The sequence below is a fragment of the Stenotrophomonas sp. SMYL86 genome (assembly GCF_036320025.1).
In the GTDB taxonomy this organism is placed as follows: Bacteria; Pseudomonadota; Gammaproteobacteria; order Xanthomonadales; family Xanthomonadaceae; genus Stenotrophomonas; species Stenotrophomonas maltophilia_A.
Genome location: NZ_JAWIRU010000025.1, coordinates 26,176 through 43,911 on the forward strand (window position 1 = coordinate 26,176; position 17,736 = coordinate 43,911).

Genomic DNA, 17,736 nt, shown 5'->3' on the forward strand with positions numbered 1-17,736 from the left:
GCATGACCGTTGATCGAATCGCCCTCCGCCGTTTCACCCAGTGGCTGCCGTTCCTGATATGGGTAGCGATCTGCGTGGTGTGGTGGTCGCCTTGGGGCGTGGTCGTTGGCCTGGCCGCATGTCTTGCCCTGGGCGGCGTGCTGCAGCACTTCGATCTGGTCGGCGATGCCGTAGGGGGCGCACTGCTGCGCTCGCGGGCGAAGCTGCCCTTCGCCACCCGGCCGCCCACGCATGATGTGCTGTTGGACTGGGGCGAGCTGGGCATGGGCGGGCCGGCCTACGGCACTCTGATGCTGCGCGATGGCGCCATTGTCGAGGGCGTATCCACCGCAGGCAGCCACGATGCCAGCGGCGAGTGGCTGGCGCTGGCGGGCAGCGCGCTGCGTGTGGCCGGTGGCTACAGTGATCGCAGCGAAGCGGTGATCGTCTACGACGAAGCGGACAAGAGGGTGATGCACCTGCTGGCGATTGTTCCCAGCCTGTTCTGGCAGGAGCTGCACGAGCGCCGGCAGCTTGGCGGGGATGCCGAAGCCGCGATGTGGTTGCGGGATATTCCCAGTCGATCGACCACGCTGCGCCCCTGCCGGGGTCTATGGCTGGAACAGGAGCATCCGGCGCTGGCCGCCGGGGTGCCGCAGGTGTTGCGGCATGTCCTGCCTGATGCCCGGGTGCTGCAGGCCATCCCGCTGCTTCCCGACGACCTGCGCCTGACTGCGCATCCGACCTTGTTCGCGCGCATCTGCCCGTACGCGCTCTGTCTTGATGGCGAGCCCAGTGACCGTCACGCCTGCGATCTGGAGACGGTCATTGCCAGCCCGTCCGGACGATGCGTGGTGGTGGCGGGCAGCGTGCTTGATGGGGATCTGCGTCCCATCGAGGGCGTATGGCTCGTCCACTGGCAGGGGCGTTGGCAGGCCATTGGCCGCCGTGCGATGGGCGGCAGCGGCAAGACCCGGAGTGGGGCCTGGATCGATGTGATCGCGGTCGGCGATGACGGAACGCTTCGCTGCGAAGCCTATGAGGAACACTGGACGTTCGAGGCGATCACACGCGTCCCCACGCCACACACGGCATTGGCGCTGCCTGTGGAATGGCGGGAAACCGCATTGGCCGTGCGTGTCCGCGATGGGGGCTTCTCGCTGCGCCTGCCCCGCGCGGATCAGCGGCCCTCAGTCACAGGTTAGACTGCGTCGAATCAAACAAGGAGGTTCCGGCATGCGTCGTCGATGCAGGCCGGGAAAGCGCTGGAAAAGCTGAAGAAATGGGCTGCGGGCAGTACCGGGTGCGGATGACCGGCCTTCCGTATGGCTCATGCGTCTGCCGCCTGCACCTGTTGCGCATACTCCTCGGTAAACAGCCCTGACAATGCCCGGCGCTGCTCTGCATCGATGGCGCGCGAGGCGTTGGTTGTGTAGTCGAAATGCACCATCACGCAGCGCCCGCTGGCCACCAGGGCCTCGAACTGGAACGCCTGCTGCACGATCGACAGCGAGGAGCGGCCGATGTTTTCGATGCGGGTCTCGATGCGCACTTCGTGTCCCGGCTGTATCTGCTGCAGGAAGTCGATCTCGTAGCGGCGCAGGATCAGCGTCAGGTCGCGCATGCTGGCCTCGCGGCTGAAATGGCGGAAGATCTCCTGGCGACCTTCCTCGAACCAGACGGGCAGGGCGGTGTTGGTGACGTGGCCGAGTACATCCACTTCGGAGAAACGCGGAAGGATCGTCAACGGCATGAAGTCTCCGGGGTGTAGTGGGTGGGGTCTCCGGCGACGGTGCTGCCATCGCCGGAGACAGTGCGGCGACTACCGGCTGTCAGTCTGAGTAGAAGCCGTTGCCGAGGGTGCCGGGCAGGCCGGGTTCCGGCCACGGCATCAGTGACGTGCAGGCGTCATACAGCGTGCAGAAGTCCTGCCGCAGTTGTGCAGGCACCCAGCTGCCATAGGAAACGTCGGTCGAGTCGCCCTGGCAGGCGTAGGAAACATCGATCCAGCGGGTATTAGCGTGTGAGGCAACGCCCTGGTGCTGTGTCTTGCCCGTGCAGTAGCGCAGGCCCTGGCCGATCAGGGTGTTGTTGGCATCGAAGTAGAGTCGGGAGACTGCGTGGGTTGGCGCAGCCTGTACGTGTGCGGCGCTCCCCATCAGGCCAAACAGCAACAACAGCGGAATTCCCATTCGCATCTGTGGTTCTCCTTGGGTTGTGTAAGCCGGCCGTGTCCTGTCCTGTAGCCGGCAACAGCCATCTTCGCACAGCCCCGGCAGGCACGCAGATGCGGCGGTCTGCAGGGCATCATCCGCCCGCCACACGCCCGCGCTATGCTGCGCGCCTGCCGTCCGATCCTGCCGCGATGAAGCTCGCCCTCCTGTCCCGCAACAGCTCCCTGTACTCCACCCGCCGGCTGGTCGAGGCGGCGCGCGCGCGCGGCCACACCGTTCGCATCCTCGACCCGCTGCGCTGCTACATGCGCATCGCCGCCGATGGTTTTTCGATGCACTACAAGGGCCGGCCGATGACCGGCGTGGACATGGTCATCCCGCGCATCGGCGCTTCGATCACCCGCTATGGCACCGCCGTGCTGCGCCAGTTCGAGCTGATGGGCGCGCGCACTCCCAACCCGTCCGATGCGATCCTGCGTTCGCGCGACAAGCTGCGCGCGCACCAGCTGCTGGCAGCCAAGGGCATCGACATGCCGGTCACCGTGTTCGGCGACAACCCCGATGACACCGTCGACCTGTTGTCGATGCTCGGCCCGCCGCCGCACGTGGTGAAGCTCAACGAGGGCACCCAGGGACGGGGCGTGATCCTCACCGAGAAGGCCAGCGCTTCGCGTGGCATCGTCGAGGCCCTGCGGGGCCTGTACGCCAACTTCCTGATGCAGGAGTTCATCGGCGAAGCCAAGGGCGCCGACCTGCGCTGCTTCGTGGTCGGTGACCAGGTGGTGGCGTCGATGCAGCGCCAGGCGCCGGAGGGTGACTTCCGCTCCAACCTGCATGCCGGCGGCACCGCGGTGGCGGCCAAGGCCAGCCGCGCCGAACAGCAGGTGGCGGTGCGTTCGGCCAAGGCGCTGGGCTTGTCGGTCTGTGGCGTGGACCTGATCCGCTCCGCGCGTGGCCCGCTGGTGCTGGAGGTCAACTCCACGCCAGGGCTGGAGGGCATCGAAGCCGCCTGCGGGGTGGATGTGGCCACGCGCATCATCGAGCACGTCGAGAAGATCAAAAAGCCATGATTAATCAATGGCTTGAAATTCTCATGGGCAAATGAGGCCAGCTTTAACGCGCCTTTAATCGGCGCCGGCGTAGCCTTCAGCGAACCGCAGCTCTGCCTCTCAGCAGGATCGGTATCGGGATACGACTTCAGACCCAGGCGGGGCACCGCCTGGGTCTTTTTTATGCCGCCGGAAGTCCCTTGTGGAGGCAGCGTGACGGCCGTAGAGTGGCGCCCATCGTTCCTGGATGGATCCGGAGGCTGGCGATGTACCGCATCACGATGATCGCGTTGTTGCTGGGGCTGTCTGGCGCTGTCTCCGCCAAGCCGGAGAAGACCGCCATACAGATGGACGGGCAGGCACCGGTGGCCGAGCAGGTCCGGCGGGTTGAGAAGGCCCTCGACGACGGCGAGTACAGCGAGATTTCCGCCGATGACCGCGCCCAGGTGCAGCAGGCACTGGCGCGCATCACCCAGCGCATGGGCGACCACCGCACGCTTCAGGAGCTCCCGCCGCAGGTCCAGGCGGAGGTGTTCAACGACCAGGAGCGTATCAATACCGTTCTTGTCCGCGCCCACGAGGACAGCCGCCAGATCTGCCAGCACACCCGCACCACCGGCAGCAACATGCCTAAAAGCCGCTGCCTGACCGTGGCCGAGCGCCGCCGGATCGAAGAAAAGGGCAAGGCCCTGCTCAACGACCAGCGCACCTTCAACAACTTCAACCCCGCCACCAACCACTAGGCCGTCCGGTGCCCCCGCGCATGGCACTTGCTGGCGTGAAGGTGGTGCGAATACAGTCAACACTCAACTCAAACAAGGATTCGTTTGTCATGAAGTCCCTCCTGTTGTCGGCGGTCCTGATCTCGGGCCTGACCCTGGCCACCGCCGCCTCTGCATCGAACCAGTCCGGTGAGGTCTTTGTCCCCGGCAAGCCGCTGCAGCAGCAGATCGAGCGCATCGAAATCGAACTCAACGATGGCGAGACCTACAGCGAACTGAAGCAGACCGACCGCAGCCGTGTACGCGAGGCGCTGGTGCGCATGCGTACGGCCGTCGAGCAGCATCCTGACCGCGATTCCATGCCTGAACAGGTACGAACCGATGTCTTCAACGACCAGCAGATCGTGAACACGGTTTTGACACAGGCACGTGAAGATAGTCGTCTAATATGCCAACGTGAAAAGGCCACGGGTTCGAACCGGTCCACGACGCAGTGCACTACCGTTGCCGAGCGCGCCCGGCGGAAGGACAAGGCACAGCGTGATATGGGCCAGGCCCAGCGCATCGGCAAATTCGTAAATTAGAGGTGACAGTGAGAATCCTGGTAATCGAAGACAACAGCGACATTGCGGCCAACCTGGGCGACTACCTGGAGGACCGGGGCCACACCGTGGACTTCGCGGCTGACGGGGTTACCGGTCTGCACCTGGCCGTGGTGCACGAGTTCGACGCGATCGTGCTGGATCTCAATCTGCCAGGCATGGACGGCATCGAGGTCTGCCGCAAGTTGCGCAATGAAGCGCGCAAGCAGACCCCGGTACTGATGCTCACCGCCCGCGATTCGCTGGACAACAAGCTGGCCGGCTTCGATTCCGGCGCGGACGACTACCTGATCAAGCCGTTCGCGCTGCAGGAAGTGGAAGTGCGTCTGAACGCCCTGTCGCGACGCGGCAAGGGCGTGCAGACCCGCGTGCTGGAAACCGGCGATCTGGAATACAACCTGGATACGCTGGAAGTGCGCCGCCAGGGCAAGCTGCTGCAGCTCAACCCGACCGCACTGAAGATCCTGCAGGCGCTGATGGAAGCGGCCCCGGCCGTGGTGACCCGCCAGGAGCTGGAAACCCGTGTGTGGGGTGAAGAACTGCCCGATTCGGATTCCCTGCGCGTGCACATCCATGGCCTGCGCGCGGTGGTCGACAAGCCGTTTGAAGTGCCGCTGATCCAGACCCGCCATGGCATCGGATACCGCATCGCCACCCCGGAAGCCTGATTCGGTGGCAACCAAGGGGGAGCGCCGGCGCACGCCTTATCGGCGGCGCCTGCGCAGCCGCATCATCGTTTCGTTCGTGTTGTTGGGCTTCTGCCTGACGACACTGTTTGCGTTCGCCACCAACTGGGCCCGCCTGCGCGTGGAAAACCAGCTGGTGGAAGAGCTGATGAACCGCAACATCGACGAGTATGCGCGCCGCTATTACGAGCACCCCGGGCATAACCCGGACGCACCGGTGCTGCAGATCAAGGCCTATGCCTATTCGAAGGACAAGTTCGACCGGGTGCGCGAAGAGCGCGCGCAGTGGGCGGGCTTTTCCGATGGCATCCACAGCGTCAGCGGCGATGAGCACGGCGAGCCGTACTCCTACAAGCTGGCCGTACGCAAGACGCCCGACGCCTGGTTCTTCCTCGCCTATGACATGACCGACAGCGTGCGCGGCGGCAAGCAGCTCAACCGCGCGCTGGTGCTGTCGGTGCTGGTGTTCAGCGTGCTGTCGCTGGTGCTGGGCTGGTGGTCGGCCTCGAAGGTGATGAAGCCGGTGTCGGATCTGGCCGCGAGGCTGCGTGCCTATCGCGGCGGCACCAGTGATCCCGAGCCGTTGGCGCCACGCTTCCCCGACGACGAAGTGGGGCAGCTGGCGCAGGCGCTGGACGACTATTCCTCGCGGCTGACCGAAGTGGTGCAGCGCGACCGTGAATTCAATGCAGACGTCAGCCATGAGCTGCGTACGCCGCTGGCAGTGATCCGTGGCGCCACCGAGCTGCTGCTGACCCGGCCCGGCCTGGACGAGAAGGTGCTGCAGCGCCTGCAGCGCATCCAGCGCGCCGAACAGCAGTGCAGTGATCTGATCGGCGCGCTGTTGCTGCTGTCGCGCAACGAGCGCGGGCAGGGCACCAGCAACGTCGCCCGCGTGGCCGAGCAACTGCTGGACGCACACCGTGCGCAGCTGGGTGGCAAGCCGCTGGAGCTGCTGCTGGAAGGTGAGCGCAATCTGGTGATCGACGCACCCGAGGCGGCGCTGTCGGTGGCACTGGGCAACCTGATCGGCAACGCCGTGAAGTACTCGCAGGACGGCGAGGTACGCGTGTTCGTCGGCACCAACTCGGTGTCGGTAACCGACAGTGGCCCGGGCCTGAGCGAGGAAGACGCGGCCAAGCTGTTCCAGCGTGGCTACCGCGGCACGCATGCTGGCCACTCGCAGGGCGGCGGCATCGGCCTGTCGATCGTCAGCCGCCTGTGCGACCTGTACGGCTGGCAGGTAAGCGTGCGCCCCGGCGGCCAGCGTGGCGTGATTGCCACCCTGACGTTCTCGCCGAAGCCGTTGTAAGCGGTAGGTGCCGACCTTGGTCGGCACAAACCCTGCCGACCTTGCATCGCGCCCTGTGTCGCTTGTGCCACCACCGTGATCGCTGCCGCGCCCCGCGCGTGTAGATCCACGCCATGCGTGGATGCGCTTGGGTAGTGCCGGCCGCTGGCCGGCAACCAGGCCTCAACCCCCGGCCAACCCCAGATACCGCGCATGCAGCTGTTCCACCTGCACCTGCAGGTCCTCCGGCTGCCCATCATTGACCACCACGTCATCGGCCAGCGCCAACCGCTGTGCGCGGCTGGCCTGCGCAGCAATCATCCGGTCGGCCAGCGCGGCATCAATGCCATCGCGCTGCATCAGCCGCGCATGCTGCACGGCTTCGGGCGCATCCACCAGCAATACCCGGTCCAGCCACGGGTAGGCTTTCTGCCCGCCCACCTCGGTCAGCAGCGGAATCGCGGCAATCGCATAGGGGCTCTCAGCCTGCTCGCACTGCTGTTGCATCAGCCGACGGATGGCCGGGTGGGTGATGGCTTCCAGCGCCGTCCGCTCGGCCGGATCGGCAAACACGTGGGCGCGCAGGCGCCCCCGGTCCAGGCTGCCATCGGCCAGCAGCATGTCGGCGCCGAAACGCTCGGCGATACGGGCCAGCGCCGGGCTGCCGGCAGCCACCACGGCCCGTGCGGCCAGATCGGCGTCGGCCACCACGATCCCCAGCGCCTCAAAGCGCCGGGTCACCTCGCTCTTGCCGGAGGCGATGCCTCCGGTCAGGCCAACCACATAGCGGCTCATGGGGACTCCCCTCAGCGCAGCCCGCTCATCACCAGGTACTGCTCCACCAGTGGCGCACCCCACATGAAGTACAGCCAGCCGGCGATGGCCAGGTACGGCCCGAACGGGATGGGCGTGGCGCGGTCACGGCCGCGGCTGTACAGCCAGATCGAACCGATGATGGCGCCCAGCACCGACGACAGCAGGATGATCGGCAGGATGCCCTTCAGCCCGCACCAGGCGCCCAGGGCCGCCAGCAGCTTGAAGTCGCCGTGGCCCATGCCTTCCTTGCCGGTCAGCTGCTTGAACAGCCACCAGACCGTCCACAGCGACAGGTAACCCACCGCCGCGCCCACCAGTGCGGGCTTGGCTGGCATGTAGAGGTTGTCGATGCTGCCTATCAGCCCCAGCCACATCAGCGGCAGGGTCAACTGGTCGGGCAGCAGCTGCGTTCGCAGGTCGATGCCGGACAGGGCGATCAGGAAGCAGGTCAGCACGATGGCACCGAAGCCCTGCCAGCCGAAGCCGAACTGCCAGACGCAGGCCAGCACCAGCACCGAGGTCAGCGCCTCCACCAGCGGGTACTGCAGCGAGATCGGCGCCTTGCAGTGGCGGCACTTGCCGCCCTGGATGATCCAGCTGAACAGCGGGATGTTCTCGTACCAGCTCAGCTTGTGCTTGCAGTGCGGGCAATGCGACGGCTCCACCACGATCCCCGGTGGGGGTGGTTCATAGAAGTCCGGTTCCTCCAGGACTTCGCGCGCATCGCGCTTCCACTGCCACTCCAGCCGCTTGGGCAGCCGCAGGATGACCACGTTCAGGAAACTGCCCAGCAGCAGTCCCAGGGCGGCCGCGGCGGGGTAGCCGAGGCCGGGGTGCTGGTCGAGAAATGCCATTGATACCTTTAGCCGACGACGGCGCCGAGTTTGAAGATGGGCAGGTACATTGCGATGACCAAGCCACCGACAATGGTACCAATGAACACCATGATCATCGGTTCCAGCAGGCTGCTCAAGGCATCCACGGCATTGTTCACTTCCTGCTCGTAGTATTCAGCCACCTTGAACAACATGGCGTCCAGGGCGCCCGCCTCTTCGCCGATGCCGGTCATCTGGATGACCATGTGCGGGAACAGGTTCAGCTGCTTCATGGCCATGTTGACCGGGTAGCCGACCGAGACGTCGTCGCGCATGCGCAGGACGGCTTCGCCATAGACCTTGTTGCCGGTGGCGCCAGCCACGATGCCCAGCGCCTCCACCAGCGGCACGCCGGCCTTGAAGGTCACAGCCGTGGTGCGGGCGAAACGGGCAATCGAGCTGTTATGCATGATCTGGCCGATCACCGGCACCTTCAGCACCAGCCGGTCGACCGTGTGCTGCATCTTCTCCGAACGCCGGTAGGTCATGGCGATGGCCACCACCGCTCCGATCACGACGATGGCTATCAGCCACCACCACGACACCATGAAGCGGGACAGGTTGACCACCATCTGGGTGAAGGCCGGCAGGTCGGCACCGAAGCTCTTGAAGACCTCCTCGAACTGCGGCACCACCCAGACCAGCAGGATGGTGCTGACCAGGAAGGCCACCACCAGCACCATGGCCGGGTAGAACAGGGCCTTCTTGATCTTGCCCTTCAGTGCTTCGATGTTCTCCTTGTAGGAAGCGATCGTGTCCAGCACCGTTTCCAGCACACCGGCGCTTTCACCGGCGCGGACCAGATTGCGGTAGAGCTCGTCGAACTGGACAGGGTGACGGCTAATCGCCTCGTTCAACGAAGAACCGCCCTCGATGTCGGCGCGAATCCCGTCCACCATCTTCTTCATGCGCGGGTTCTTGTGCCCGCTGCCGATGATCTCCAGTGCCGAGACGATCGGAACACCGGATTTCATCATCGTAGCCATCTGCCGGCTGAAGAACGCAATGTCCTTAGCGCCCACGGGCTTGCCGGCCGCGCCGAACAGTGGCTTCGGCTTCGGCTTGACCTGGCCGGGATTGATCCCCTGCTTGCGAAGTTCGGCGCGCAGCAGATTGGCGTTCTTCGCCAACTGCTCGCCCTTCATCTTGATCCCCCGCTTGTCGGTCCCCTCCCAGACAAACGGCTGCAGCTCCATGGTGCTACGCGCCACGGGCTCTTTCTTGATCGCACTGCGACTGACAGACATGTTGGCTCCCCAAGGCCCGCCATCCCCAGGCGGGCATCCTGACCGGCGATGGTAGCCGGTTCAGGGCCGTCCGGGGAGTCTGCTGGCGTGACGCCGCGCAGGGTTTTCGACCTGGCGAGACGAAAGGTGACGTACCGCGTCACATTGCCGCGTCCATCGCAGATTCGCTTCTGGGGGGTTCCCATCCGCGAAATTGCTGCCATCATTGGCGCGGGGAAATCGGGGAGACGCTGCCATGGGAGATTGGCACGTAACCTGCGTTGATCCACCCGCGGGGACGGGCAGCCTGCTCATCCGGTCATCTGGCCGGCCGGCAGCCACCCCCGACATCAACCACCACTTATCTTGGGGATGTACCACCATGAAGAACCAGAAGGGCTTCACCCTGATCGAACTGATGATCGTTGTTGCGATCATCGCCATCCTGGCCGCCATTGCGCTGCCGGCATACTCGAACTACACCAAGAAGGCCAAGGTTTCGGAAGTGATCCTGGCTGCTTCTTCACTGCGTACCGACGTGTCGGAATACGTGGCCAGCAACAACGCATTGCCGCCATCGACTTGGAAGCCGGACTTCCAGGCAACCAAGTACGTCAGCAAGCTGGAGTGGGATGGCAAGGCGATCGTCGCCACCGCACAGGCGATTGGCGATAAGTTGATCGATGGTGAGAACATTACACTGACCCCCGCAGGTGACGGTAAGAATGGCGTCGTCCCGAGCTGGACTTGTGGCGGCTCGATTGATGCCAAGTACCGTCCGGGTTCCTGCCAGGGCGCTGCTTCGTCCAGCAGCGGCACCAGCGGTGGCACCAGCGGCGGCTGATAACAGCTGATTGCTCGGGTTTCATGCAAACGGGGGGCCATCGGCTCCCCGTTTCCGTTTTGGGGAGGCGGAGTGAACGTTCGTCCTGAATCTGCAGTTCGGGCGCGTGTCGGTGGCTGGGGAGCCGCTGGTGCGGTGTTGGGTCTGGTTTCTGCATGGTGGGCCGGTGCCGGTACCGCCGTGCAATGGATCGCCTTGTTGGCTGGCGCTGCCTTGCCGATGTGGTGCCTCGAATGGAGAAAAGGATCAACGACGGAAGGGGGGGCGGATCGCAAGGGGGCCTTGCTGGGTGTGGCGGTGATCACGGCACTACAGGCAGTGTTTCTCTCTCTCCAGCTATCCATCGGCGGCGATCAGGGGGCCGCGGTTGCGTTCGCATTGCCGCTGCTGCCTGTGGCAGGTCTTGCGCTGTTGATAGTTGCGGCTCTGTGCCCGCAGGTGCTGGGTGAGACGGTTCCAGCTACCGGGCGCGTGTTTGTTCAGTTGGCAGCGCTGCGATGTCCTGACGCGGCTGGGCTGACGGCATTGCTGGGCTGGTGCGTGAAGTGTTTTTTCCTGCCACTTATGCTGGGCTGGTCCTGGTCATGGTTGGCAGGGCTCGAGTATCGCCTCCCTGAAGAACGCCATCTGCACTTGTATATCGTCGGCATGACGTTGTTGTACGCAGTGGACACTGCATTTGGTGTGATTGGCTATGTTTCAACGGCCAGATGTCTGGGAGGAGAGATCCGGTCCGTGGACAGGACTCTTCTTGGCTGGGGGGCAGCGCTGGCGTGCTACCCGCCGTTAAGTGTGCTTGTACTCGATACTTGGCTGATCTCCCGCAACGCTCATCATTGGCGGCAGTGGCTTGATGATGGCAGTGCCGTGTCGATCCTGTGGGGTGGGTCCATTTTGCTCTTGACCGCCATCTACACTTGGTCAACCGTGGCGTTTGGTCTTCGCTTCTCGAACCTGACCCACCGTGGTGTCATCACCCATGGACCCTATCGTTGGAGCAAGCACCCTGCCTACATAAGCAAAAACCTGTCCTGGTGGCTTATTTCTGTCCCGTTTTTGACAACGGCAGGGGTGAGGACGGCGATTGTTTCCTGTTTGGCGATGCTGGCAGTCAATGCCGTCTACTGGCTGCGGGCGCGCACCGAGGAGCGGCATCTACGCAACGACCCCGTTTATCGCGAATACTCAGCGTGGATCGCACGGGAAGGATTGCTTGCGTGGTGCCGTCGTCGTGGTCGATAAGAAAGCGTCGGGGTGGGTTTTCTGCTTGGCAGCGCTTCTACTGGCGATGGTGGGCTGTCGTGAGGCAAGCGATGAGACGTGCCTGCAATCTGCGTTGAGGCAACCTGAACTAACCGGAGGCCGAGTCGTACTGGGTGAGCGATCAGGCCATCGCTTGTTTGTTGATCTGCGAGATGGGTCGATTGCCCGTTCTCCGCGTCCATTGAGGATGGCCAGCCTGACCAAACCGATGGTGGCGGGAGAGATTCGAAGACGGGTCAATGCCGGCGTACTTTCGTTGGATGCACCGGTGTCTGGCTTGTTGCCCGGGCACACATTTGCCGCACCTACGGGTGCTATAACGCTGCGCCAGCTACTTCAGCACCAGGGTGGGTTCGATCGCTCGCATCTGGACCCGGTACTGATAGATGGACGGAAAGCCTGCCTGGCGGGTGTGGAGTATGTGGCCGGAAGACCGCCGGAGCAGCACCCGGGGCGATCCATCCTCTACAGCAATGTGGGCTATTGCCTACTCGGGGAGATTTTGCTGCGCGATCCACGAGGATTGCCGGGGTCGCTTCAGCAGGCGCTACAGAATCCATTGGGCGGGGCAGGAGGTTGGAGGACATCGCTGGGCGAAACCTACGATGCCTTGCGGAGAACACTTCCAGTCCAAGATCTGCCAAGCCTGATTACCTTGCCTGACGGTAGCTATTACGGCTATGGATGGAAGCACTGGCCCGCGAAGAGCGGGTCGCCCGCTTGGACGCACTTCGGGCGCTTGCCTGGGATGGTGTCGATTGCTGCGACCGACGGTCATGATCGTCTGCTGGTCGCCCACTTTAGCGGTGATCCTGCCGACCCGGAGAGGGCGAGCCAACAGGCAGTCAGGCAGCTATGGCGATGCGTTGAATAGCTGGAGATTCGAAAGTGATCACACCTATGTTGCCCATCCGGGACTTGCACGTTGTGCAGCGTTGGTGTCTTGTTAACGATTGACCGTGCGACTGGGGAGCCGCAATGAACCGTATATCCAACAGCCATGGCCCATGGCTGCTGCTGATCTTCATCCTGTCCGGGTTCGCCGGGCTGATCTACCAGTCCATTTGGACTCAGTACCTAGGGCTGTTCCTCGGGCATTCCTCGCATGCGCAGTCGCTGGTGCTGATCCTGTTCATGGGCGGCATGGCACTGGGCGCGTGGCTGGTCAGCCAGCGCAGCGCGCTGCTGCGCCGGCCCCTGCTGGCCTATGCGGTCATTGAACTGGTGATCGGTGTACTCGGCATCGGCTTCGATGGGCTGTTCCAGAGCGTGACCGGCTGGGCCTATACCTACCTGATGCCCGGGATGGAGGGGGCTTCCTCAACGGCGCTACGCTGGGCGTTGGCCACCGCGCTGGTGCTACCGCAGTGCGTCCTGCTTGGAGCGACCTTCCCGCTGATGAGCGCCGGTTACATGCGCCTACAGCCGATGGCGCAGGGTGAAGTGCTCGCCGGTCTGTACTTCTCCAACAGTCTGGGCGCGGCGGCCGGTGCGCTGGCGGCCACCTACCTGCTGCTTCCCGCGGTTGGTCTGCCCGGTACCGTACTCACTGCGGGCCTGCTCAACATCGTCGTCGCCATCGTCGTCTATCCCCTGGCCCGTGACCCCAGCGCCCCGGCCGTGATCGCCAGCCCGGCGCCCATACCGGCATCCGACGGGGCGCGCCGCAGTGTGGTGCCGGTGTTGCTGGTGCTACTGGTGGCCGCCGGCACAGGTGCATCGTCGTTCGTCTATGAGATCACCTGGGTGCGCATGTTGTCGCTGGCGCTGGGCACCACGCTGCATTCCTTCGAACTGATGCTGGCCGCCTTCATCTTCGGTATCGCCTTCGGCGGGCTGTGGCTGCGCCGCCGTGCCGACCGCATGCAATCACCACTGCGGGTGGCTGGCTGGGTGCAGGTCTGGATGGGGCTGGCCGCGCTGGCCTCGATGTTCGTGTATGCCCAGGCCTTTGACTGGGTGGGTTGGTTGATGCGGGTCATCGTGCGCAGCGCCGACGGATACGTGCTGTACAACCTGGCCAGCGCGGTGATTGCCGCGCTGGTGATGTTCCCGGCCGCATTCTTCGCTGGCATGACGCTGCCGCTGCTGACCCTGGCCCTGTTGCGCAGCGGCCACGGAGAACGCTCGATCGGCCAAGCCTATGCCTTCAACACACTGGGCGCGATCGTGGGCGTACTGGCCGCCACCCATCTGTTGATGCCGTTGCTGGGGCTGAAGTACGCCTTGCTGTTGGCTGCAGTAGTGGACATCGTGCTGGGCTTGGTACTGCTACAACGGGTTCAGAGTGTTGCAGTCAGTTGGCTGCGTTCGCCCGTGCTCCAGGCCGGCGCACTAGGTGCTCTGGGCATGGTGGCGACAATTGTGCTGGTGCGTTTCGATCCGTTGGTGCTGAATTCGTCGGTTTACAGACATGGCAATGCTCGTCTGGCCGACACGGCAACAATGCTGTTTTCTCGTGATGGACAGACTGCAACCGTCGCGGTTTACGAGAACGCCACAGCCGATGGCAGCATGCGAGCCATCGCTACCAACGGGAAGGTGGATGCTGGAATGGCTGTATCGATGCAGCAGTCGCCTACCGGCGACGAGTCGACGATGATCCTGCTGGCAGCACTGCCCCTAGCGCTGCACGACGGCTACCAGCGTGTCGGCGTGATTGGCTTCGGCTCGGGACTCAGCACGCACACGTTGCTGGGTGATCGCCGTGTTGGCCGAGTGGATACGGTGGAGATCGAGCCCGCTATGGTTGAGGGCGCACGCCTGTTCGGCGAACGTGTTGAGCGAGCCTTCAAGGACCCACGCTCGCATGTTGTGATCGACGACGCCAAGTCTTATTTCGCCGCGAGCCCGCGCAAATACGACCTAATCATCTCTGAACCCTCCAATCCGTGGGTGGGCGGTACCGCCGCACTGTTCAGTGACGAGTTCTATGCATTCGTGCCGCAGCAGCTCAACGAAGGTGGCGTGTTCGTGCAGTGGCTACAGATGTATGAGATCACGCCCGAGCTGGTCAGTTCGGTGCTGGCAGGCATGCTGGAGCAGTTTTCCGATGCGCGCGCCTACCTGGCCAACCGCGGCGACCTCATCCTCGTAGCAACGCCGAAGGGCAAGTTGCCGCCGATGAACGACAGTCTGTTCCAGCAACCGGCATTGCGCGAAGAGTTGGCGCGGATCGGCGTGCATTCGCTGATCGATCTGCAGGACGCGCTATCGATGGACGCCGCCGCGCTCAGAGCGTTTGTCCCTCTGTACCCAGCCGCGCGCAATTCTGACTACTTCCCTACATTAAAGCTGAAAGCGCCAGTGGCGCGCTTCCAGAGCGCGTTCACCCGAGATTTTCAAGAGGTGATGGCGACGCCGTGGCCGATCGTTGCTCGACCGGAAGTGCCGAATGCTGGCAGAAAGATGGAAGCTTTCGCCCAGCCCGCATCGAGTCGTGATGACAAGCGTCCGGCCGCGCGAGCGCTGGCCGCTTTCCTGCAAGGCAATGCTGCGCCTTCGCAGGATGTCATTGCCGCTGACTGGTTGCGTGCCCAGGCGCTGCGTGGGCTTGCGGTTCGCTGCGAGCTGGACAAGACGCCGCTGGAGAGCAGTCAGCTGCTGTTCGCGCTGTTTAGTGATACCTCGCCGTTCCTGATGGCCGAGCAACGTGCGGCGCTGTGGTCACAGCGAGGGTGGATGGACTGCTCGCCGGAGGATGCGACCGTGTCTGCCAGCCTAGCGCTGGTCGCTGCGGCCGCCACCGACGATCACCACACCGTACTAACGGAAGGACGTCGATTGTTGCAGGGCGAGCATGGCCCGGCGCTGCTGGCTGATGCCGGCTCGGGCTATTATCTGTTCGGGGCAATGCAACATGCCGCACGGTCGCTGGGGGATACCGCAGCATCGCGGCAGCTGACGGACCAGTACTGGCAGGCGCTTGCGCCTGACGCTCGACGGAACGGGCCACTGCGCCTGCTGAGCTACCTGGCCTCCACCGGCCCGGTGCCGGCTGCAACCGCTGATTCCCAGCCGTCAGGGCAAGAGTGATACGAGGAAGACCATGAGCGTTGTTTCCCCCCCCAATCTGGTCGGCATCACCGGCCTGGCCCGCCGCTTGGTCCAGGACGGCGCCTTGGACGAGGCCTCCGCCCGCGACGCCATGGCCAAGGCCACGGCCGCCCGCCAGCCGCTGCCCACGTGGTTCGCGCAGAACAAGCTGGTCAGCGCCTCGCAGCTCGCCGCCGCCAACGCGGTCGAGTTCGGCATGCCGCTGTTCGACGTGTCCACCTTCGACGCCAGCCAGAACGCGATGAGCCTGGTCAGCGAGGAACTGCTGCGCAAGCACAACGTGCTGCCGCTGTTCAAGCGCGGTGGCAAGCTGTTCGTGGGTACCAGCAATCCGACCCATGCATTGGACGAGATCAAGTTCCACACCAATCTGGTGGTGGAGCCGATCCTGGTGGATGAAGACCAGATCCGCCGCACGCTGGAGCAGTGGCACGCCAGCCACGACACCATCGGCGATGCGCTGGGCGGCGACGACGAGGGCATGGCCAACCTCGACGTTGGACTGGGCGACGAAGACAACGCGGGGGGCGACTCCGGCATCGACGCCAAGGGCGACGACACCCCGGTGGTGAAGTTCGTCAACAAGGTGCTGGTCGATGCCATCCGCAAGGGCGCATCGGACATCCACTTCGAGCCTTACGAAGACGACTACCGCGTGCGCCTGCGCATCGACGGTCTGCTGAAGATGGTGGCGCGCGCGCCGGTGAAGTTGAACCAGCGCATCGCCGCGCGCCTGAAGGTGATGGCGCAGCTGGACATCGCTGAGAAGCGGGTGCCGCAGGACGGGCGCATCAAGCTGAACCTGTCCAAGACCAAGCAGATCGATTTCCGCGTCAGCACGCTGCCGACCCTGTTCGGTGAAAAGGTGGTGCTGCGTATCCTGGATGGCAGCGCGGCCAAGCTGGGCATCGACAAGCTGGGCTACGAGCCGGACCAGCAGAAGCTGTTCCACGACGCCATCCACAAGCCCTATGGGATGGTGCTGGTGACCGGCCCGACCGGCTCCGGCAAGACGGTGTCGCTGTATACCGCGCTGGGCATCCTGAACGATGAGACGCGCAACATCTCCACCGCCGAAGACCCGGTGGAAATCCGCTTGCCCGGCGTCAACCAGGTGCAGCAGAACAACAAGCGCGGCATGACCTTCGCTGCGGCGCTGCGCTCGTTCCTGCGACAGGATCCGGACATCATCATGGTCGGCGAAATCCGCGACCTGGAGACGGCCGAGATTGCGATCAAGGCGGCGCAGACCGGCCACATGGTGCTGTCCACGCTGCATACCAACGATGCGCCGCAGACCATCGCGCGTCTGATGAACATGGGCATCGCGCCATACAACATCACCAGCTCGGTGACGCTGGTGATCGCGCAGCGCCTGGCACGCCGGTTGTGCGGCAACTGCAAGCGACCGGCGAACCTGCCGGAGCACGCGTTGCTGGCCGAGGGCTTCACTCAGGCGCAGCTGGATGCGGGCATCCAGTTGTACGAGGCGGTGGGCTGCGATGAGTGCACCGAGGGCTACAAGGGCCGAACCGGTATCTACCAGGTGATGCCGATGACCGATGAGATCGCCACGATCGTGCTGGCCGGCGGCAACGCACTGCAGATTGCCGAGGCGGCGCAGCAGATCGGGGTGAATGACCTGCGGCAGTCGGCGTTGAAGAAGGCGGCAGCGGGTGTGACCAGCCTGGCCGAGATCAATCGCGTTACCAAGGATTGAGGTAGATCCACGCCATGCGTGGATGACGCGATGAATGGGGGTTGCCGGCCAGCGGCCGGCACTACCACGTTGGTGGGTAGATCCACGCCATGCGTGAATGACGCGATGCATGGGGGTTGCCGGCCAGCGGCCGGCACTACCGCGTTGGTGGGTAGATCCACGCCATGCGTGGATGACGCGATGCATTGGGTTGCCGGCCAGCGGCCGGCACTACCACGTTGGTGGGTAGAACCAGGCCATGCGCGGATGGCGCGATGCATGAGGTTGCCGGCCAGCGGCCGGCACTACCGCGTTGGTGGGTGTATCCACGGCATGCGTGGATGACGCGATGCATGAGGTTGCCGGCCAGCGGCCGGCACTACCACGTTGGTGGGTAGATCCACGCCATGCGTGGATGACGCGATGCATGGGGGTTGCCGGCCAGCGGCCGGCA

The 17,736-nt window shown here is 64.1% G+C and carries 15 protein-coding genes; 10 read left to right on the forward strand and 5 right to left on the reverse strand.

The window, feature by feature from the left end:
- Positions 1–2 precede the first annotated feature (2 nt).
- Complete coding sequence (locus V3B64_RS19865; RefSeq protein WP_329914781.1) at positions 3–1,184, forward strand: hypothetical protein; 1,182 nt, start codon at positions 3–5, stop codon at positions 1,182–1,184.
- Between the two features lie 125 nt (positions 1,185–1,309).
- Here the strand turns inward: V3B64_RS19865 and V3B64_RS19870 are convergent, their stop codons facing one another.
- Complete coding sequence (locus V3B64_RS19870) at positions 1,310–1,732, reverse strand: thioesterase family protein (protein WP_049425109.1); 423 nt, start codon at positions 1,730–1,732, stop codon at positions 1,310–1,312.
- A gap of 79 nt (positions 1,733–1,811) precedes the next feature.
- Positions 1,812–2,177, reverse strand: a complete 366-nt coding sequence (locus tag V3B64_RS19875) for a hypothetical protein (protein WP_223224661.1) — start codon at positions 2,175–2,177, stop codon at positions 1,812–1,814.
- Positions 2,178–2,344: 167 nt separating this feature from the next.
- Between V3B64_RS19875 and rimK the strand changes: the two genes are divergently transcribed.
- The 5 genes from rimK to V3B64_RS19900 all read left to right on the forward strand — a co-directional run bounded on the left by rimK (position 2,345) and on the right by V3B64_RS19900 (position 6,524).
- Positions 2,345–3,223: a 30S ribosomal protein S6--L-glutamate ligase gene (gene rimK / locus V3B64_RS19880; RefSeq protein ID WP_329914783.1), complete on the forward strand. Its 879-nt coding sequence runs from the start codon at positions 2,345–2,347 to the stop codon at positions 3,221–3,223.
- Positions 3,224–3,468: 245 nt separating this feature from the next.
- Positions 3,469–3,945: a hypothetical protein gene (locus V3B64_RS19885; RefSeq protein WP_010481495.1), complete on the forward strand. Its 477-nt coding sequence runs from the start codon at positions 3,469–3,471 to the stop codon at positions 3,943–3,945.
- A gap of 89 nt (positions 3,946–4,034) precedes the next feature.
- Complete coding sequence (locus V3B64_RS19890) at positions 4,035–4,508, forward strand: hypothetical protein (RefSeq protein ID WP_049401611.1); 474 nt, start codon at positions 4,035–4,037, stop codon at positions 4,506–4,508.
- An 8-nt stretch (positions 4,509–4,516) separates the two neighbouring features.
- Positions 4,517–5,194 (forward strand): response regulator transcription factor, encoded by a 678-nt coding sequence (locus V3B64_RS19895; protein WP_005410804.1) that lies wholly within the window; start codon positions 4,517–4,519, stop codon positions 5,192–5,194.
- Positions 5,157–6,524: a HAMP domain-containing sensor histidine kinase gene (locus V3B64_RS19900; RefSeq protein ID WP_032128829.1), complete on the forward strand. Its 1,368-nt coding sequence runs from the start codon at positions 5,157–5,159 to the stop codon at positions 6,522–6,524. Before V3B64_RS19895 ends, V3B64_RS19900 begins: the two co-directional genes overlap by 38 nt.
- A 162-nt stretch (positions 6,525–6,686) precedes the next feature.
- On the opposite strand, the gene coaE is transcribed toward V3B64_RS19900, so the two are convergent.
- The 3 genes from coaE to V3B64_RS19915 are packed head-to-tail and all read right to left on the reverse strand — an operon-like array spanning position 6,687 to position 9,441.
- Positions 6,687–7,298: a dephospho-CoA kinase gene (gene coaE / locus V3B64_RS19905; protein WP_032128828.1), complete on the reverse strand. Its 612-nt coding sequence runs from the start codon at positions 7,296–7,298 to the stop codon at positions 6,687–6,689.
- Between the two features lie 11 nt (positions 7,299–7,309).
- Positions 7,310–8,173 (reverse strand): A24 family peptidase, encoded by an 864-nt coding sequence (locus V3B64_RS19910; protein WP_032128827.1) that lies wholly within the window; start codon positions 8,171–8,173, stop codon positions 7,310–7,312.
- 8 nt (positions 8,174–8,181) lie between these two features.
- Positions 8,182–9,441 (reverse strand): type II secretion system F family protein, encoded by a 1,260-nt coding sequence (locus V3B64_RS19915; protein ID WP_107432143.1) that lies wholly within the window; start codon positions 9,439–9,441, stop codon positions 8,182–8,184.
- A 361-nt stretch (positions 9,442–9,802) separates the two neighbouring features.
- Here V3B64_RS19915 and V3B64_RS19920 point away from each other — a divergent pair, with 361 nt between their 5' ends.
- The 4 genes from V3B64_RS19920 (at position 9,803) to pilB (ending at position 17,303) form a co-directional block, all read left to right on the forward strand.
- The gene (locus tag V3B64_RS19920) at positions 9,803–10,264 is read left to right on the forward strand and encodes a pilin (RefSeq protein ID WP_107432142.1); all 462 of its coding nucleotides are present in this window, start codon (positions 9,803–9,805) and stop codon (positions 10,262–10,264) included.
- 72 nt (positions 10,265–10,336) lie between these two features.
- Positions 10,337–11,506 carry an isoprenylcysteine carboxylmethyltransferase family protein gene (locus V3B64_RS19925; RefSeq protein WP_329914785.1) on the forward strand — a complete coding sequence of 390 codons (1,170 nt, stop codon included), beginning with the start codon at positions 10,337–10,339 and terminating at the stop codon, positions 11,504–11,506.
- A gap of 999 nt (positions 11,507–12,505) precedes the next feature.
- Complete coding sequence (locus tag V3B64_RS19930) at positions 12,506–15,562, forward strand: fused MFS/spermidine synthase (RefSeq protein WP_121504698.1); 3,057 nt, start codon at positions 12,506–12,508, stop codon at positions 15,560–15,562.
- Between the two features lie 13 nt (positions 15,563–15,575).
- Positions 15,576–17,303 carry a type IV-A pilus assembly ATPase PilB gene (pilB, locus tag V3B64_RS19935; RefSeq protein ID WP_121504697.1) on the forward strand — a complete coding sequence of 576 codons (1,728 nt, stop codon included), beginning with the start codon at positions 15,576–15,578 and terminating at the stop codon, positions 17,301–17,303.
- Positions 17,304–17,736 lie beyond the last annotated feature (433 nt).